At 32.3% G+C, this 18,861-nt stretch carries 23 protein-coding genes; 6 read left to right on the plus strand and 17 right to left on the minus strand.

Going from position 1 to position 18,861, the window contains the following annotated elements; genetic code table 11:
* The first annotated feature begins 152 nt into the window (after positions 1 to 152).
* Together OA93_RS00920 and OA93_RS00925 are read left to right on the plus strand one after the other, a co-directional pair.
* Positions 153 to 1,424, plus strand: coding sequence for a DUF5009 domain-containing protein (locus OA93_RS00920; RefSeq protein WP_039111202.1), 1,272 nt, complete (start codon positions 153 to 155; stop codon positions 1,422 to 1,424).
* Between the two features lie 164 nt (positions 1,425 to 1,588).
* Positions 1,589 to 2,008, plus strand: a complete 420-nt coding sequence (locus tag OA93_RS00925) for a nucleoside-diphosphate kinase (protein WP_039111203.1) — start codon at positions 1,589 to 1,591, stop codon at positions 2,006 to 2,008.
* 106 nt (positions 2,009 to 2,114) lie between these two features.
* Here the strand turns inward: OA93_RS00925 and OA93_RS00930 are convergent, their stop codons facing one another.
* From OA93_RS00930 to OA93_RS01000, 15 genes are all read right to left on the minus strand, one after another.
* Positions 2,115 to 2,834, minus strand: coding sequence for a hypothetical protein (locus OA93_RS00930; protein ID WP_039111204.1), 720 nt, complete (start codon positions 2,832 to 2,834; stop codon positions 2,115 to 2,117).
* 305 nt (positions 2,835 to 3,139) lie between these two features.
* Positions 3,140 to 3,613, minus strand: a complete 474-nt coding sequence (locus tag OA93_RS00935; protein ID WP_039111205.1) for a hypothetical protein — start codon at positions 3,611 to 3,613, stop codon at positions 3,140 to 3,142.
* A 17-nt stretch (positions 3,614 to 3,630) separates the two neighbouring features.
* The gene (locus OA93_RS00940) at positions 3,631 to 3,927 is read right to left on the minus strand and encodes a DUF721 domain-containing protein (RefSeq protein ID WP_039111206.1); all 297 of its coding nucleotides are present in this window, start codon (positions 3,925 to 3,927) and stop codon (positions 3,631 to 3,633) included.
* Positions 3,908 to 4,351 (minus strand): hypothetical protein, encoded by a 444-nt coding sequence (locus OA93_RS00945; protein ID WP_039111207.1) that lies wholly within the window; start codon positions 4,349 to 4,351, stop codon positions 3,908 to 3,910. The genes OA93_RS00940 and OA93_RS00945 overlap by 20 nt, the downstream gene beginning before the upstream one ends.
* A gap of 563 nt (positions 4,352 to 4,914) precedes the next feature.
* Positions 4,915 to 5,868, minus strand: coding sequence for a signal recognition particle-docking protein FtsY (gene ftsY, locus OA93_RS00950; RefSeq protein ID WP_039111208.1), 954 nt, complete (start codon positions 5,866 to 5,868; stop codon positions 4,915 to 4,917).
* A gap of 329 nt (positions 5,869 to 6,197) precedes the next feature.
* Positions 6,198 to 6,350, minus strand: coding sequence for a DUF4295 domain-containing protein (locus tag OA93_RS24405; protein ID WP_007805819.1), 153 nt, complete (start codon positions 6,348 to 6,350; stop codon positions 6,198 to 6,200).
* A 72-nt stretch (positions 6,351 to 6,422) separates the two neighbouring features.
* Complete coding sequence (rpmG, locus tag OA93_RS00960; RefSeq protein ID WP_017495179.1) at positions 6,423 to 6,605, minus strand: 50S ribosomal protein L33; 183 nt, start codon at positions 6,603 to 6,605, stop codon at positions 6,423 to 6,425.
* Positions 6,606 to 6,632: 27 nt separating this feature from the next.
* Positions 6,633 to 6,869, minus strand: a complete 237-nt coding sequence (gene rpmB, locus OA93_RS00965; protein WP_007805815.1) for a 50S ribosomal protein L28 — start codon at positions 6,867 to 6,869, stop codon at positions 6,633 to 6,635.
* A gap of 71 nt (positions 6,870 to 6,940) precedes the next feature.
* Positions 6,941 to 8,194, minus strand: a complete 1,254-nt coding sequence (locus tag OA93_RS00970) for a CinA family nicotinamide mononucleotide deamidase-related protein (protein WP_039111210.1) — start codon at positions 8,192 to 8,194, stop codon at positions 6,941 to 6,943.
* Positions 8,195 to 8,392: 198 nt separating this feature from the next.
* Complete coding sequence (locus OA93_RS00975) at positions 8,393 to 8,737, minus strand: Hpt domain-containing protein (RefSeq protein WP_035625977.1); 345 nt, start codon at positions 8,735 to 8,737, stop codon at positions 8,393 to 8,395.
* Positions 8,737 to 9,348, minus strand: coding sequence for a fumarylacetoacetate hydrolase family protein (locus OA93_RS00980; protein WP_039111211.1), 612 nt, complete (start codon positions 9,346 to 9,348; stop codon positions 8,737 to 8,739). Before OA93_RS00980 ends, OA93_RS00975 begins: the two co-directional genes overlap by 1 nt.
* A 92-nt stretch (positions 9,349 to 9,440) precedes the next feature.
* On the minus strand, positions 9,441 to 10,211 hold the full coding sequence (locus tag OA93_RS00985; protein ID WP_039111212.1) for a 3'-5' exonuclease: 771 nt from the start codon (positions 10,209 to 10,211) through the stop codon (positions 9,441 to 9,443).
* 165 nt (positions 10,212 to 10,376) lie between these two features.
* A complete protein-coding gene (locus OA93_RS00990; protein ID WP_039111213.1) occupies positions 10,377 to 11,717 on the minus strand; it encodes a dihydrolipoamide acetyltransferase family protein in 1,341 nt (446 codons plus the stop codon).
* Positions 11,718 to 11,800: 83 nt separating this feature from the next.
* Entirely contained in the window at positions 11,801 to 12,964 is a 1,164-nt protein-coding gene (locus OA93_RS00995) for a glycosyltransferase family 2 protein (RefSeq protein ID WP_039111214.1), read from the minus strand.
* Between the two features lie 26 nt (positions 12,965 to 12,990).
* Positions 12,991 to 14,202 carry a hypothetical protein gene (locus tag OA93_RS01000; RefSeq protein WP_082001756.1) on the minus strand — a complete coding sequence of 404 codons (1,212 nt, stop codon included), beginning with the start codon at positions 14,200 to 14,202 and terminating at the stop codon, positions 12,991 to 12,993.
* Between the two features lie 238 nt (positions 14,203 to 14,440).
* Here OA93_RS01000 and OA93_RS01005 point away from each other — a divergent pair, with 238 nt between their 5' ends.
* Positions 14,441 to 15,031 (plus strand): hypothetical protein, encoded by a 591-nt coding sequence (locus OA93_RS01005; protein ID WP_039111215.1) that lies wholly within the window; start codon positions 14,441 to 14,443, stop codon positions 15,029 to 15,031.
* A gap of 20 nt (positions 15,032 to 15,051) precedes the next feature.
* A complete protein-coding gene (locus tag OA93_RS01010) occupies positions 15,052 to 15,441 on the plus strand; it encodes a hypothetical protein (protein WP_039111216.1) in 390 nt (129 codons plus the stop codon).
* 82 nt (positions 15,442 to 15,523) lie between these two features.
* Here the strand turns inward: OA93_RS01010 and OA93_RS01015 are convergent, their stop codons facing one another.
* Together OA93_RS01015 and OA93_RS01020 are read right to left on the minus strand one after the other, a co-directional pair.
* Positions 15,524 to 16,165, minus strand: coding sequence for a DUF4272 domain-containing protein (locus OA93_RS01015; protein WP_039111217.1), 642 nt, complete (start codon positions 16,163 to 16,165; stop codon positions 15,524 to 15,526).
* A gap of 70 nt (positions 16,166 to 16,235) precedes the next feature.
* A complete protein-coding gene (locus OA93_RS01020) occupies positions 16,236 to 17,426 on the minus strand; it encodes a DUF5009 domain-containing protein (RefSeq protein ID WP_039111218.1) in 1,191 nt (396 codons plus the stop codon).
* Between the two features lie 293 nt (positions 17,427 to 17,719).
* Here OA93_RS01020 and OA93_RS01025 point away from each other — a divergent pair, with 293 nt between their 5' ends.
* Positions 17,720 to 18,109 (plus strand): hypothetical protein, encoded by a 390-nt coding sequence (locus OA93_RS01025; protein ID WP_039111219.1) that lies wholly within the window; start codon positions 17,720 to 17,722, stop codon positions 18,107 to 18,109.
* A gap of 230 nt (positions 18,110 to 18,339) precedes the next feature.
* The gene (locus OA93_RS01030; protein WP_039111220.1) at positions 18,340 to 18,831 is read left to right on the plus strand and encodes a hypothetical protein; all 492 of its coding nucleotides are present in this window, start codon (positions 18,340 to 18,342) and stop codon (positions 18,829 to 18,831) included.
* Positions 18,832 to 18,861: the final 30 nt, after the last annotated feature.

The raw sequence follows: 18,861 nt of genomic DNA on the forward strand, positions 1-18,861 counted from the left end.
TGCTACGAATTTCGCTAATTCGCAGAAATTTGTAGCAAAAAAACAAAAGTAACAATCATAAGAAACAAATAACCACTTACCTCTTAGATTGTTACCCTCTAAACCAAATTATTAACTTTAAAAAACGAGAACTAACCTATTACAAAAAAATTATGACCAGAGAGCGCTTGATTTCACTAGATGTCTTCAGAGGATTAACTATTTTATTAATGACGATTGTCAATAATCCTGGAAGCTGGGACGCTGTTTATCCTCCTCTATTACACTCTGAGTGGCATGGCTGCACACTAACCGATTTGGTTTTCCCTTTTTTCATCTTCATAATGGGAGTAGCTGTTTCATTTGCAATGCCTACAAAAACTTTCGACAGTACTACATTCAACAAAATACTAGTACGCTCATTAAGAATGTTTTGCTTAGGAATCTTCTTTAATTTTTTTGCCAAAATACAACTTTTTGAACTCGACGGAATTCCGTTACTTATAGGTCGATTAATTATAACTATTGTGGTAGGTTATGCCTTAATGGGAAATTTTAGTTCTAAAGTAAAAAACATTCTTGCCTTTTCGATTCTGTTTATTTACCTCTTCTTGGCCTATAGCGGTATCGAAGCGTATCAAAACGTACGATTACCAGGTGTTTTACAACGTATAGCCATCGTATATTTTGTAGTATCACTTTTATACTTAAAATCAAACCAAAGAACACAGATAATAGTTGCTGTAATCTTATTATTAGTCTATTGGGCAATAATGGCTTTAATACCAGTTCCAGGAATCGGTGAAGCAAATTTTGACAAAGGAACCAATCTGGCTTCTTGGCTAGATAGTATCTTACTAAAAGGACATATGTATCGCGGAACTATAACTTGGGATCCAGAAGGTATATTAAGTACTATCCCATCCATCGGAACCGGAATTATCGGACTACTTATTGGTCAGTTATTACACCGTGCCATACCAAAAATTGAAATTGCAAAAAAAATGGCAATCGCAGGTATTGCTTTAATTATAGTTGCTCAAATCTGGAGTATCATTTTCCCTATTAACAAATCACTTTGGACAAGTACATACACATTATACACAGCAGGACTAGCAACTACTTGTCTGGCATTATTATATTACCTTATTGATATTTTAAACTTAAAAAAAGGAATCAAATTATTCTTAATTTGGGGCGTTAACCCAATGATTGTATTTTTCTTCTCCCAAATAATCCCACAAGGATTAGTAATGGTTCAGTTTGAGAACCCACATAGTCCAGGCGAACAAATCAATCTTTTAAATTATTTATATAGCTTTGGGATTGCACCATTTTTCAGTAATCCAATGTCAGCTTCCTTAGCAGGAGCACTAACTTATGTTGGAATCTGGACGTTTATTTTATGGCTTTTCTACAAGAACAAACTTATTTTTAAGGTTTAAATTTTAAAACTTGTATAAGACGCACTGCGGTGCATCTCTACTGCTGTACGTCATTACTCATAATTAATTATCATAAAGGTATTCTGGATAGTTATAATTATGAATTTATTAAATTCAATTCATAAAAAAAGTCTATTTTTGCACAAAATTTAATAAAAATAAAAATGGCAACAAATAGAACTTTTACAATGATTAAGCCAGATGCAGTTCAAAACGGACACATCGGAAATATCTTAGCAATGATTACTAATGGAGGATTTAAAATCGTTTCATTAAAATTAACTCAATTAACTGTAGCTGATGCTCAAGCATTTTATGCTGTTCACGCTGCAAGACCTTTCTACGGAGAATTAGTAGAATTTATGTCTCGTGGACCAATTGTTGCTGCAATTTTAGAAAAAGACAACGCTGTTGAAGATTTCAGAACTTTAATCGGAGCTACAAACCCTGCTGAAGCTGCTGAAGGAACAATTCGTAAAGCATACGCAACTTCTATCGGAGAAAATGCAGTTCACGGTTCTGATAGCGACGAAAATGCTGCTATCGAAAGTGCATTCCATTTTGCTGGAAGAGAGCAATTCTAATTTAGACTTCTTAGATAGTTAGATTTTCAGACTACTTAGACTGACTTAGATTAAAATAAAAACCCGCTTCAATGAAGCGGGTTTTCCTTTTTTGCTTATAAAAACATTAGAAATTAGCAGCACTCTTTTTGATTATTTTACTAATTTTTTGATCTAAATCTTTTAACAATTCGTCTAAAGCACTTTCGCACATAGGCAGTACTTTTTCAGGAGTTAAAACAGGAATTCCACCTACTATAACACCCGTTTTTTTAGAGCTTGCCCCTTCATTTATAGCAAATACTTTCTTTCCGGTTTTATCATACAAAGAGATTCTAGCATAAGCTTTCATTTTAACGGTTCCTGTTCCTCCAACAGCAAATCCTTTTACTAAAGTAAAATGTATTTCTGTAAATAAAACACCATCTGCAATTTCTTTAAAAATAGTAGCTGCTCCTACTTCATTTGCTTGACCAGCCGTTCCTTCATAAATATATTTATATCCTGGGTAATTTATTATAGTTTTCTCTCCTACTTCATCTTTAGCATATTTAGGGGAAAAATCAATGTATTCTTGTTTTTGAATCACTTCATTTTCAGGAATTAAATCAAATGGAAATTGTTTAGAATAAACATTAAAAAAAGCATTATGGTATTTCTCTAAAATAGGACTAAGATTAAAGCTTGGATTGTTGCCCAAATCAGCTATTGCAGCCAAACTGTTAAGCCCCAAATCAGAAAGATCAATTGTTTTGTCTGTGTAAAAACCAACAACCGCCACCTTTTTCTTTTGTGAATAGCTATTTAAAGCAAATAATACGGTTAAAATAAATAATACTTTCTTCATTTTTTTTCTATTTGATTGTTTATAATTATTAAAAAAATACTTACAATTCAAATATATCATAAAAAATCCATTCCTAAGACAGGAACGTTAATTTAATTTCAAGATTAAAATCTAATATTCGTAGTCCATTCAAAGATCTAAAAAAAAGTCTAAAACTAAACTACACTTCTGGCATAACTGCTTACGTAGTTACCACCAGTTGCTGCCATCCATCTTTTAAATAAATCTGATTGATTCTCGATTGAAGATTATTACCTAGTCATTTTTTGTAAAATAAAAACCCGCTTCAATGAAGCGGGTTTTGTTTATTTCAGCATTTCTGCACTTTCCTCCTTAGAAACATATACTTTCTCTCCTAAGTCTCGTATTTTTTCTCTTAAAACATCTTTTAGTTCGTTATAGTTACTATGATAAGAAGTAGAAATAGAAGCAATTCGTTTACCATTTTCGAGTATAAAAAGGAACTCTGCCATACCTTCTTTTCCAACCTCAAAAAGAACTATAAAACCGTCTAAATTATTAATTTCATATACTTTAGATTTTCCTAATCCAAAATAACGATTAACAATAATGTATCTATCATCAATAGTTAATTTATGCGCTCTTGTTCTAAACATTGTCAACCAAAAAAAGACAACAAGTAGTAAAAATAAAATAGGCAAAAACATTCCTGCTGTTGGAGAAGTAAAACTTAAATAAACAACCAAAGGCGGCAAAACAATTGAAACTATAGCAATAAAAACTGGAGGTGTTTTAAACTTAGACTTTATACTTATCATATTAATAACTTTTAATTTTAACGCAAAACTACATCTCGAACAACATCTCTTCGCAATTCCTCATTAATCATCGTAATGATTTTTGATTTTCCATGAGTGAGTTCCTCTCTTAAAACAGACGATGTAAGCTCTACATAAAGCGTACTTCCTTTTAAAACTACATTTCGGGTATAACTATTTACACCATTCCCCATCAGTTGTCGCCATGCCTCTTTTACATCAATCTGATCCATTCCGGGTTGGAGCTTATTTACCTGGATAATCCTTTGCAAAATATCCCCAACACTACTCTGATTATTTAGTCTTTTTGCCATTATCTATAATATTAATTGGTCCTGCTTTTTTATAATGATATTCTTTTTTCTCGGCGTTAAGCAGCACTAATTTATCGTCTGTTAAGGCAATTAATTCTTCCGTCCATTTTGTATAAGGAGTCGAATAATCTAAGAAAGCCTTACCGTCTTTAAATCTAACTTTTACCGTTTCGTGTAAATCGTTTGTCATAAAAGTTCCGTCTAATTGTGGCATTACTTTTTGACGAATACCGTTATTATCGGTCTCTATCTTAAAAAAGTCATAGCTTTCATTCATCCCGTAATCTTTATCTTCACCTTTATCAAAAACTACTTTTTCAATCTCCCAATATCCATTTAATTTAGCAATATCTGCAGGTTCTATTTTTTGCTGACATCCAACAAACAAAAATGATACTAAGAGAATTTTAAATACGTTTTTCATTATAAATTTTATTTTTTAGGAGCTATTTCCTGCTATCCGCTATATCTTTTTGTGGAAGAAAAATCCACAAAAAAGGATACCGCTTCAAATGAAATTCACTGAACTCTTATTAAAATAAAAATTCTGTGAAGTAATCAGGGCTAAAGCTTCACGGTACTATAAATATTTTATTTTTGTGAGTTACAAAGTTAACTTTATATAATTGATAAAGAAGAAAAAATTGCCAAAACCCATTAAACTATTTTATAGATTTTGATTTACTTATAAAACAAAAAAACCAACGAATACTAAAAGCATTCGTTGGTTTTTATATATTGAACAGACATTATTCTAATTATAAAAGTTTTATATCATAAAACCTTTAATCGAAAATTATGCTGCCAGATTATTTTTTTGTTTGGATTCTTCTAAGAAGACCTAAAAGAAATAAAATAACACCTACTACTAATAAAACGTAATACAAAGTTAGATTTTGTTCTCTAAAAACATTAGATAAAACAAAAGACAGGATACTACCAAAATAAAAATAAATCGGCGGGACATTATTAAAACTCATCTAAAAACTATTTAAAGAAACTATCTACGAACTCATATTTATTAAAAACCTGCAAGTCTTCAATTCCCTCACCTACACCAATATATTTTACAGGAATTTTAAACTGATCCGAAATACCTATCACAACACCACCTTTGGCAGTACCATCTAGTTTGGTTACAGCCAGAGCTGTTACCTCGGTTGCAGCGGTAAACTGTTTGGCTTGTTCAAAAGCATTTTGCCCTGTAGAACCATCCAAAACCAAAAGTACATCATGAGGCGCATCGGCTACAACTTTTTGCATTACACGTTTTACTTTAGTCAATTCGTTCATTAAATTGATTTTGTTATGCAAACGACCTGCTGTATCAATAATTACAATATCGGCATTTTGTGCTACTGCAGATTGTAAGGTATCAAAAGCTACAGATGCAGGATCACTCCCCATATTTTGTCTTACGATTGGCACACCTACACGATCAGCCCAAATTTGCAATTGATCAATCGCTGCTGCACGAAAAGTATCTGCTGCTCCTAGAACTACTTTATAACCGGCTTTTTTAAACTGATAAGCTAATTTACCGATTGTAGTAGTCTTACCAACTCCATTTACACCAACAACCATTAAAACATATGGTTTTGTTTGTATAGGAACTACAAATTCCGTCGCTTCGCCTGTATTAGTCTCTGATAATAAACCTGCAATCTCTTCTCGCAAGATTTGGTTTAACTCATCGACACCAAGATATTTATCGGCTGCTACGCGTTTCTCTATTCGGGTAATAACTTTTAGGGTTGTCTCTACTCCAACATCCGAAGAAACAAGAATTTCTTCTAAATTATCTAAAACGTCGTCATCAACTTTAGATTTTCCAGCTACGGCTTTACTTAATTTAGAGAAGAAACTGGTTTTAGATTTTTCAAGACCTTTGTCTAATGTCTCTTTTTTATCGGAAGAAAATATTTTTTTAAAAAAACTCATTTTTATATAGGTTGTTAGTTTTTCGAATTATTTAGATTTTTCTCACAATCTACAACAATTCTAAAGTTTAAAAAAGCAAAGTATCTTTAATTAACCCCGATTACTTCACATACTTTCCAATTTTATAGGAGTTCAGTGAACTACGTTTGTAGCAACATCCTTTTGTTCTGGTCCCGAAGCTCGGGACAAAACAAAAGATCGCAGCAAAAGCAGGAACTTTGATTAAAAAAAGAACTTTTGTTTGGCTTCTCTAAATTTTGAGACAAATATAAAAAATAAAAAAGCTACTTCCGAATGAAAGTAGCTTTTCTATATATTGTAATTGTTAATTATTTCTTTTTCAAGAAAGTATCAACTTCTTCAGGAGCCATAATAGATTCTACGAATGTATATGCACCAGTTTTAGGAGATTTCACCATTTTGATGGCTTTTGATAATCTCTTAGAAGATGTTTGTAACGATGCTACGGTTTTCTTTGCCATGATTCAAATGTTATTTGAAGTTTTTATAAAGCTCTAATGGAAAACCATTGAGGTTTATAAAATCTCTAATTATTACTTAATTTCTTTGTGAACTGTTACACGTTTCAAGATTGGATTAAATTTCTTAATCTCTAATCTGTCTGGAGTATTTTTTTTGTTCTTTGTTGTAATGTATCTTGAAGTTCCTGCTACACCAGAAGTCTTGTGTTCAGTACATTCTAAAATTACTTGGATTCTATTACCTTTCTTTGCCATCTTGCTATATATTTATTTTGGAAAAGATTATTTGATAAATCCTTCTGACTGCGCTTTTTTCAAAACCGCAGAAATTCCATTTTTATTAATTGTTTTTATCGTAGATGCTGCTACTCTAAGAGTAATCCATCTATCTTCTTCTGGAAGATAAAAACGCTTTTTAACTAAGTTCACAGAAAATTTTCTCTTAGTTTTGTTCATAGCGTGAGAAACGTTATTTCCTACCATCGCTCTTTTACCTGTAAGGTCACAAACTCTTGACATTATACTTATGTTTTATCGTTATTCAAAATCAGGGTGCAAAGAAAAGAAAAATAAACGATTGAAACAAAAAATTAGTGTACATTTTTTAAAATTTCTTTCTGTAACATTTCTAAACTTTTAATTACAGCCCTATCTATCACTTTTTCACGTGGTTGACCAAAGTTAAATTCTTCGACTATTACATCGTCTGGTGTGGCAATTGCAATAAAAATAGTACCAATTTCCGCATTTGAGTCTCCTTTTGTCGGTCCGGCGTTCCCAGTTGTCGCGATTGCGTAATCAGTTTTCATTATGCGTTTTACGTTTGAAGCCATCGATGAAGCAACCGCAGCACTTACCACAGTATTTTCTTCTATTAAATCGGCTGAAACACCCAAAACAGTAGTCTTTACCTCGGTTGCATAGGACACAACACTGCCTCTAAAGTAGCTTGAAGCACCAGAAACTGCCGCTAAAAGTGATGCGATTTTTCCTCCAGTACAACTTTCGGCAGTCGCAACTGTCTTTCCTTTTTTTGTTAGTAATTCTCCTACTACCACTTCAAGGGTTTCATTATCATCGAAGCCTACAATAATATCATGAATGATTGCATCTAGCGATTGCACATTGGCCTCGATAGCTGCTTCAAGCATTTCTTTATCTGTACCTCGAGCAGAAAGTCGCAAACGCACTCTTCCCGGATTTGGCAAATAAGCTAGTTTTATAAAATCAGGTAAATTATTCTCCCAGTCTTCGATACGCTCAGCTACTAAACTTTCGCCCTGACCGTATGTAAGTATCGTTTTATGAATAATATACGGTCGCTCGTATTCTTTTACAACTTTTGGGATTATTACGCTTTCTACCAAATATTTCATTTCATAAGGTACTCCCGGAAGCGAAATAAAAACGGTATTTTCTTTCTTCATCCACATTCCTGGTGCCGTCCCCATCTGGTTATGAAGCACCGTACATTTAGAAGGAACTAACGCCTGATCTTTGTTCATTTGGGTAATCGGTCGCTTATAAAAACCTTCGATTAGTTCTGTGACATGCGCCAGAACTTCGGGATTAACAACCAATTCATCTTCAAAATAATCACAAAATGTTTTTTTAGTCACATCGTCTTTTGTAGGCCCTAAACCTCCTGTAACGATTACCAAATCGACTTTGTTTTGTAATTGAGAAAATGTGTCTAAAATATGCTGCTTATCATCACTTATCGAAATCATTTCGTGAATTTCGACTCCGATTTTATCTAAAGATTTAGCTATAAAACCAGAATTTGTATCTACAATTTGTCCTATTAAGATTTCGTCACCAATTGTAATTATTGTTGCTTTCATGTATCTAAAATTCAAATTACTACTAGATTATTTATCGCAAGGAATTGCGTGGGGAATAGCAATGAAAATCCTTTTTATCGCGAAGTAAACGGAAGAAAGAAAAAATCAATTTACTTGTATTATAATTAATTTACAAAGCAAATTGTATTTGGAGAAGATAGCCTAGCCTGAAAATTCAGGCTGGCAATCTATGAAGTTTTACAAATCAAAGTCTTTCTTAATTTCTTTGATTGCTTCTTTAACTTGATTTTTTATGCTTTTAAATGTTTCTTCTATGGCTTTCTTTTTACCCTCAGCCTTTGTCCAGGCTTCGACTTGAAGAATCTCCTCAAAAGCAACATTAAGCCCTAATAAATCAAGCGTTGGCTTTATTTTGTGCGCATACGCATAAGCATGCTTATGATCTTTCTTTTTTATCCCTTCTTTAATTTGTTTTAAATCCTCAGGAACTTCGGTTACAAACAAATTAAGAATTTCGTTTACAAATTCGGGATCGTTGTCTGAAAGTGCGTACACTTTTGAAAGGTTATATTTTAAAGCCATTATTTTACTTGTATTCTGAATAATTTTTTTCCTTCTAAAAACCCTTCTAAAACATCATCTGGCTTTACAGCCGCAACTCCTTCTGGAGTTCCTGTAAAAATAATATCTCCAATTTTTAGCGTGAAGTATTGAGAAACATAAGAAATAAGCTCATCAATTTTCCACAACATCATATTAGAGTTTCCTTTTTGAACGGTCTTAGAATTATTTGTTAATTCAAATGTAATATTTTCCAATGAACTAAATTGCGTCTTAGGCAAAAAATCACCTATTACAGCCGAACCATCAAAAGCTTTTGCTTTCTCCCAAGGTAATCCTTTTTGCTTTAGTTTTTCTTGTAAATCTCTAGCCGTAAAGTCGATACCTACACTTATCTCGTCGTAATATTTGTGCGCAAACTTTGGCTCTATATATTTCCCGACCTTATTAATTTTAACAATAAGCTCAATTTCGTGATGAATATCTTCAGAAAATTCGGGGATTACAAATGGATGTTGCTTTAACAAAACTGCCGAATCAGGCTTCATAAATACAACTGGCTCTGTTGGGCGTTCGTTTTGTAACTCTTCGATATGATTGGTATAATTTCTACCGATACAGATTATCTTCATTCTTTTTAAGTTGCTAAGTCACTAAGCTACTAAGTCACTAAGAAACTAAGCACAAAAAACTCAGAACCTTAGAACCTTAGTTTCTCTGAACCTTATTTAGTATTTAATTTTCTTAATTTAATTGCCGTCAATACTTTTTTGGTATATAAAGGAAAATCCGCATTTTGTATCCAGCTAAAATATCCTGGTTCTGTTTCCAGAACCTTCTCTACTTTTACTCCTTTATGTTTTCCGAAAGTAAAAACTTCTTCGTCATCTTTATCAAAAGCAATCATTCCTGCAAAATCGGCTATTTTTTTTCTGGTTGTAAATTCAGATAACGCTTTCATATCATTTTCCAATTCTGGATAACGATCTAATTGTGCTTTAAGAATCTCATATGTCGCCATTGTATCAGCTTCGGCTGAGTGCGCGTTTTCAAGGCTTTTTCCGCAATAAAACTTCAAAGCAGCACTTAATGTTCTTTCTTCCATTTTATGAAAGATAGTCTGCACATCGACTGAGCACTTATTTTTCATATCAAAATCAACTCCTGCACGAAGCAATTCTTCTGCTAACAACGGAATATCGAAACGATCGGAGTTAAACCCTGCCAAATCACTATCTTTTATCATATTGTAAACCTGTGGCGCCAGAGTTGCAAATGTAGGTTCATTTGCTACTTTTTCATCAGTAATACCGTGAACAGCCGTAGTTTGTGGAGGAATTGGAATCGTAGGATTCACCAACCAAGTTTTACTTTCTTTATTTCCGTTTGGAAAAACTTTAAATATTGAAATTTCTACTATTCGATCTTTTCCGATGTCTATTCCGGTAGTTTCTAGATCGAAAAAGCAAATTGGTTTGTTGAGTTTCAGTTCCATTTTTTAATTTTATAAGTTTACAAATATAATTTTTAAACACGAATTTCACCTGTTTTTTTCAGAAAGTTGCCGATTACTACCTGTAATGCAATAATGCTGCAAAAAGAAAACCCTTTCAACATTTAAAACGTTAAAAGGGTCAATTATTTATAAGAAAGATTTTTTCTAGAAATCTCTATCTATATCAAAAGCTTCTAAGTACTCAGCAACTCTTTTTACAAAACTTCCTCCTAAAGCTCCATCTACAACACGGTGGTCATAACTGTGCGAAAGGAACATTTTTTGACGGATTCCGATAAAATCTCCTTCTGGAGTTTCGATAACCGCTGGCACTTTACGAATCGCTCCAAGAGCTAAAATCCCTACTTGTGGCTGATTGATAATTGGCGTTCCAAAAACACTTCCAAAAGTCCCCACATTCGTTACAGTATAAGTTCCGCCTTGTGTATCATCTGGTTTTAGTTTTCCTGTTTTTGCACGATTACCTAAATCGTTTACCGCTTTTGCCATTCCTACAAGGTTTAACTGATCTGCATTTTTAATTACCGGAACAATTAAGTTTCCGTTTGGTAATGCAGCTGCCATTCCTAAATTTATATTTTTCTTTTTGATGATATAATCACCATCAACAGAAATATTCATTCCTGGGAAGTCTTTTAATGCTTTTGCAACTGCTTCCATCATAATTGGGGTAAAAGTTAATTTCTCGCCTTCTCTTTTCTCAAAAGCAGCTTTAACTTTATCTCTCCATTTTACAATATTAGTTACATCTACCTCAATAAACGATTGTACGTGTGCTGATGTTTGAACCGAAGCTACCATATATCCAGAAATAAGCTTACGCATTCTGTCCATTTCTATGATTTCATCACCTCCATTTACAGAAACTGGTGCCGCTTTTAAAACTACTGGCTCTTGTACCTTAACCACCACTGGTGCTGGTGCTGGAACTTCAACAGCTACTTTCACTTCTACTTTTGGAACTTCTACTTTGTTTGTTCTATTAACAACGTATGCCAATATATCTTCTTTGGTCACTCGACCATCTTTTCCTGAACCATTTATACTTTCTAGCTCTGCAATAGAAACATTTTCTTCTTTAGCAATATTTTTTACTAATGGTGAAAAGAATTTATCCGAAGTAGTGTAATCTGCAGGTGTTGCAACCATTTCTTTAGCAGCTTCGATTGTTTTTTCAACAAAAACAACTTCTGTAGGAACGACTGTCTCTTCAGTTACTTTATCAACTAAAAATGACGAACCTTCTTCTGTTTCAATGATGGCAATAGTTTGCCCTACTTGTACCAAATCGTCTTTGCCAAACAATTGCTCAATCAAAATTCCAGAAACTTCACTTGGCACTTCGCTATCGACTTTATCTGTAGCGATTTCCAGTACTGCTTCATCCATTTCAATTTTGTCTCCAACTTGTTTCAACCAGTTTGTGATTGTTGCTTCAGCGACACTTTCTCCCATTTTAGGAAGTTTTAATTCAAATCTTGCCATATTGTTAACCTAAAAGGTGATTTTGATTTTCAGATTGCGAAATTACTGAAATTTTTAAATATAAATTACATTAAATATAATTTTTATGTGATTTTAACGATTTTACCTCTATCATTACTTGAATCACTTCCGATTAAGAAAGTGGTGTTTTTGGGTAAAATTTTAAAAGTAATCTTCTTATGCCTTTCAGATTTTATCATATCGATACATTTCTTGAATGATATGTATTGATTATCTAAAATTACCTCTGCTCCTTTTCCTATGTAAATCAGGGACGAATTTACCATTTTTTCTTTTTTTAAATTGCAAAATGTAACTTTATTTTGCAAAATTGAACTCAATTTTTCACTTAAATTATCATTCATGGAGTATAAAAAATATTCTTTTGGAATTGTTTTTATCGTCGTTTTTCCCTGAATCATTTTAACTATAGAAAAAAATACAATTCCAGTTTTCATGAAAAGTGAAAACAAAAAAGATACTTTAAAATGTTTTTTATAAAAGAAATTCATCGCTTCCTGAAAGCGTTTCATATATTTCTCGTCCTTTATAGTGCTTTCTCCTTTATAGTGAATTACCGTAGTTTCAGCCAAATAGTAATTAGCCTTGCCTTTTTTAAGAACCATGTACGATAAATCGATATCATCGGAATACATGAAACAATCTTCATCAAAACCGCCGACTTCATTATACAAATCTCGTTTCATTACCATAAAAGCACCTACCAGTATTTCGACTTTGCCTGTTTGGTTTTCGCTTAAATGTTCCGCATAATATCTATTGAAATACTTAGACTTTGGGAAAACCTTATATAAACTAGTTATTTTAGTAAAAGCAACCCAAGGTGTCGGAATTCCGCGCTTGCTTTCGGGAAGAAAATTCCCTGCTCCATCAATAAGATTTACTCCTACTATTCCTAAATCCTGTTGTACTTTGGCGAAAGCCAATACTTTTGTAAATGTATCTTCGGCTACAACTGTATCAGGATTTAAAATGCATATATAATTTCCTTGAGCTTGTGAAACGCCTATATTATTTCCTTTAGGGAAACCTAAATTCTCGGTGTTCACGATTAATTTTACATCAGGAAAACGACTACGAATCATGTCGCAACTATCATCTGGAGAATTATTATCTATTACAATAATCTCGCTATCAACATCTTTAAGTGCCTGCTGCACACTTAAAACACATAGTTCTAAAAAATAACGTACATTATAATTGAGGATAATAACCGATAATTGCATGTAAAATAGTCTTGAAAGTTCGAAAGTTAGAAATTTTCTACTAAACCGAACCGTAATGACCAATCATTTTTACTAACTCCAAAATCCATTACAAGATTACTATTGTTACGTTTGTTCCATTTTATGCGCAATCCTGTGCCAATTGCAGGATTCCATTTGGTAAATTGATAAGTCTGAAATTTAGATACCGATGAGATATTGGTAAAAAATACTGCTCCCCAAAAACCATCGGCAGAAATATCTGTTCTATATTCGGTCTCAAAATACAATAATGCATTACTTCGGAAACGATTTCTTGTAAAACCTCGTCCTGTTTTTTGCTGTCGGTCCCAGCCAATACTCGGTAAGTCGAGATAATGTGGATCCCCACCTCCTATTGTTGACCAATAAAAAGCTCTATATGCCAAAACTTTATGTTTTACATCGCTAAACGAATGGTATTTTCGAGCATCTATATATAAGGATTGCCACCCTTTATTATCAAGACCTCCATTGGTATTGATTCGGAAATTGGCTTCTAGATATGTTCCTTGTTCTGGATTAATATTATTAATTCTGGAATCATAAAGTGCTTGTATTGCAACTCCAAATGAAACATCATCGGAATAATCTCCGCTCATGTATTTAAAATAATCGGTTTCTCCATCTATCTTAGAATCTTCGGAAATATTTTGATAACTATCAAACAGAACTCCTAATCCGAGTCCGAAATTGCCTTTAACTTTTCTTGTTACATATTCATAAAAACGCCATTGTTTATAATTCAAGATAGACATTTCGTCGTCGAGATGATGATCTCCCAAACCATATGTAGGTTGCGGATAAATCATAAACCGATAATCTCCTGTAAAGTTATACTTGTCATCCTTAGTATATATATACGACTGAATTGGGAATACATATTGGTTAGAAAAACTAAAATAAGGCGAAAAAACAACTTGTGACATTGTAGTTTTCTCATGATCGTCGCCTAGGTAAAAAGTACTCAGGAACGAAATAATTATTCTGGCATTTCCATTACCCTCTACCGGAATTGGAGATAATGAGAAAGCTATCTTCTTTTTGGCATCATGCCTTACGGTATCATTTTTAGAAAATATGCTTTTATACACATCGATAATATCTCTACTATTATGTTTGAGAGAATCTTTTTTGTGCGTGATGGAGTCATTTTGCGAATAGCAAAAACAGCTAAAAAAAAGAAAAGACAAAATACTTTTTATTTGTAAACTACTCATTTTTAATTGTTTTAAAACATACTCTCTTAACAAAAATAAAACTAAAATTTCATTTACTCTCGAATTTATCAATAAAGATTCTTACAAAAAGATGTGGGATATGAAGATGAAAAATACAAGATGTGAGATGAAAGATGGGAGATAGAAACTGTAACCTAGTACTGTTACTAAAAACTGTGACTACAACTGAATACTAAACCTTTAATTATTTATTTTAGCAAAAAATAGCTTTCTCTTTATGGAATATAAAACAATCACTAATAAAATTTTACCACTTGGTTTTATTATAATCTCATTTTTAAGCTGCAAAACAACTTCTAGACAACATACAAATGCCAATTCTGATTTGGTTGTCTCAAACACTTGGTACATTGCCGGGCCAACCAAAGAAAATCAGGAAACAATAAACAATACTCGAATAAAAGAACATCATATTCTTGTTACAGCAAGCGACTCGCCTGCTGGGGAAATCGAACTGAATGTAATGATTACTCAATCTGAATCTAACGACGGAAAACCAACCAATTTACCTAGCAATTCTAGCTTTGTTAGTATTACTTATAAATCATCACAATCTATAAAAATCCAAGCTCGCGAAGGGAATGATTCTGGAACTGGATGCATACATGGAGGAACTCATGCAATGGCTGATTTACCTGCTTCTCCCGATAAATTTTCTACAATAAAAATTCCTTGGTCGGATTTTATACTAAACGGTAAATCTGTAAACATCCATAATCTTTGCAAATTCAATTTTGTGAATTATCATCCTGTTTCTGGCGCTATATTAGAAATAACTGAAGTACAGATTCAAAACTTAAAACCATAAAACTAACTAACCTAAACATTATGAAAATCAAAATTCTAAAATTCTTATTTCTAATACTGTTCTTTTCTAATCTTATTTATAGTCAAAATAAAAAGGTTGACATTAATGGCGTTTGGACCGATATTAATTCGGGGGTAGAAAATGCAGTTGTGATTATCTCTGAACAAAACGGAAAGGTGATTTTTTCTCATTATCTGGAATGGAAAGGACAAAAATTTGTAGAAAGTGGCATCGGAAAAAGAACTGAAAACACGATAGAATATACCGTTGATGTAACTTTACCTATTGAGGGTTGGGCAACTCAAGGTACACATACTTTAACTTTATCTGAAGATGGGAATACACTCGAAGGCACTTACAAAGACAATAAAAAAAGAGAAGGTCCAATTGCTTTTAAACGTGTCAGATGATATTTCTTGTGAAAGGTGAAATGTTTTTTTTGTAAAATGCAAAAGGGAGTTAATGCGATTATTAACTCCCTTTTTATACTATTTATGTACCCATTTCTACATTGTCCCAATCATCAGCTCGGTTGTAAATCCATTCTAACGATTTGCGTCTTTCATATACTAATCCTCCATTTAGCTTTGCTTCTCGACCGTTTAGTCTTTCATCTACACAATACCAATGAAGTCGGTAGTAATAATCAAGCATGGTATAAATCTCAACTTCTGATTTTAAATTCTGCAAGCTTTCCATTTTTTCATTGCCATCTCCTTGCTCTAGATTTGGCAATAGCGAAGCCATATTATCTCCTATATACTCTTCTGCTTCTAGCCCTGGAATCATTTCTGTTACCCACATAAAAGCCCACAAAGACTCTAGATACCATCTTAAAGAATTAATTTCAAATTCGGTTAAATCATCATTTTCTTTTTCTAGTATTTCTTTTTCTGAATCTGATAGATATTTAGCTAAATCATGATTCTCTATCCATTCTTTAATAATGTAAGTCGGAGCCTCAAACGCGATGTTTATCAAAGCATTCATAACCGACATCCTCCCTTTAACCTCTTCTAGGGTTCTTAATTTTGGTGTATCTAAAATTGGTAACCAATCATTTACACGATATTCTTTTTGTTTAATAATTGTATCATTATCAATTTTAATTTGTCGGCGTTGTTCTTCAGTCATAATGTAATTTTCAAAATATAACCGAAAATATAAATAATTTCTTTCAACACAAACTGATTCAATTGAAACTTTACAAATGCAACTGAATTTTATATTTATTAAAAATTCGCATGGCAAATAACATAATCGTCGAGAATACTAAAGACCAGATAATTCCGGGTGTTCCCTCGCGGAAATAATCTGGAATTATATGTATTTTGAATGCTAAATTGAAGTAATATATTATCCCTGGAAGTATGTAAATAAGAAGCGGATTTGCAGCTGCTGGCATAAAAAAGCTGCTCCATTTGGTTTGTTTTTTAATTTCCATTAGCCAATACAAGAAATAAAAGATTACGGTACAAATCCCAGCAGAATATAATACCCAAGAAGGTGTTCCTCTTACCTTAGAAACTTCATAATAAGGTCGCAATAAATACCCCAGTACAAAAAACAGCACTCCAAAACCTATTACTTTCCAATTGATTTTTTCGGATATTTTTCCTTCAAAAAACAAAAGTGATATTATTACTCCTGCCGAAACAAGTGTAGCGTGCGTCATATGTCCAGCAATAAAGCCTATCCATTTTATTTCATGAACAAAAGAGCCTTCAATTTGATTTAAAATATTTGCCGCAAGACAAACAAAAAGAAACGCAATCATAGCTATCAATTTTCCACTAACAAACCAATAATAGACTACCGTAATTAAATACGCCCAACCTATAAGTCCTAGAATCCCCCACCATTTTGGCGTGATTCCTATTTCTCCATTTTCCTGAACATATAAAAAGTATAAGGCTACCAGAACCAACATTCCGCCATATTGCAAAATGTTTTTAGTGATTTTAGGAAATGATTTATCGTATTTATTCCAAATAGGAATTGGCATTGAATACGCCAAAAGTCCCCAAAAGGCTGCAGAAATCACCATCTTGGAGGCATCATAACCATATTCGGCATTTACCATATAAACACCAATAATAATAAGTGCCAATGCTCTTTTTAAGGTATGTGTCCAGATTGTTTTAGGTGTATCTCCTTTAATTAATCGGGCATTAAATGCAAATGGAATAGACATCCCGACAATAAATAAAAATGCAGGAAATACCAAATCGACAAATGTCATGGCATCGGCATCGGCTGGCATATGTTTCATCCATTGTGGTACATTTTTTATGCTTGCCAACTCATTGACAAAAATCATGATAAAAATGGTAATTCCACGAAAAGCATCTATGGAAATAATTCTTTTATTGAATAAATCTTCTTTTATTTTCATACAGAGATAATATTTGTTTTTTAAAGGAATATGGTATCGCCATTCTTTTTTATGAATTATGATTTCGAATCATGCCGATTTCATAATTCATTACAGTATTAACATTAACAAATATAAAATATTCAAGGAGAAATCAAAGGAGTATTTAAAAGACTGACAAACTTGTTGATTTATGTTAAATATCAGTAGAAACGGGGATTTTTGTTTGGGTCAAAAAGTTATCTTTGCCGAATTACTCTAAAAATTTTATGCATATAAATATTAAACACATATGGGTGTTTTTAGTAGTATTCATGTTATCATGCAATACCAATAAATCAACACAAAATGATATTAGAAATGAAATTAAAAAAAATAGTGGAATAATTATTTCAAAATTTAAATTAGTCAAATCTTCTTCAGAATCTGCCTTTGGAGATTATTCAGAGTCTTACACAATAAAACTGGATTCCGCAGATTTTCAAAATATTATTATCCAAATAAAGAAATCTAAATATTATGATTCTAATTTTGATTACAATTCTTCTAGCGTGATATCAATAGATAAAAACATCAATAAAAGATGGGTTAAAATGCCTTTTGGATATAAGTTTGAATACCATATCGACAAAACAGATGAGATGTTACAATATGAAGTTGATTTGTCAGATTACACAATAGATTATACTTATATAAAAGAGTAAATAAAGTTCCCAATGTACAAGAGGATATTATAAGAATATAATGAAGAAGGCGTTCAACCCAAGCAGATGAATATAATAAACGCAACGATAAGCCGAAACCAATATACCACTTTAACAGAATAATCATCAATATTGTTTTTCAAAGAACTGAACATTAGTGTAATATTATTGCGCCTCAAATACAAGAATGCTTTAAGTAGCAGAAATTTTATAAGACAACAATTAACAAAATGACATTAAAAATAAATTTTTTGAATCAATTAAAAATACTTTTAGATTTGATTTTCATAACATTCATCTATTTTCTGATGATATATTATTTCTATACATCTTTTGATATTAAACTGATTGTTTATCTACTTATTCCTTATTTTTTGATGTTTTTCCTTCCTGTATCATGGTTACACTTTAATTATTTAAATGAGACTAAAGATGTCGTTTATGAAATAAGCAAAAATGTTATATTAAAAAAAAGAGGGATAGAGATTTTAAAGTACAACAATTCAGATATCAGCGAAATAACATTTCGTCTCAATGGTTCAAAAGATACTTCTAATGGAACTTTAGCATATAGTAAGTATTATTATGCAAAAGTAAAACTACTAGATGGGTCTTTTTTTATCATTACCTCTTTGTATTCAAGTAAAATTGATACAATATTAGAAGAAAACTTCAAAGATATTAAGATAACAAAAGAAAAAGTTTTTTATCCAATTATTTAGTTGGACAACTCCAACATTCTATTTAAACAC

The sequence above is a fragment of the Flavobacterium sp. KMS genome, assembly GCF_000813005.1.
Classification (GTDB): Bacteria; Bacteroidota; Bacteroidia; order Flavobacteriales; family Flavobacteriaceae; genus Flavobacterium.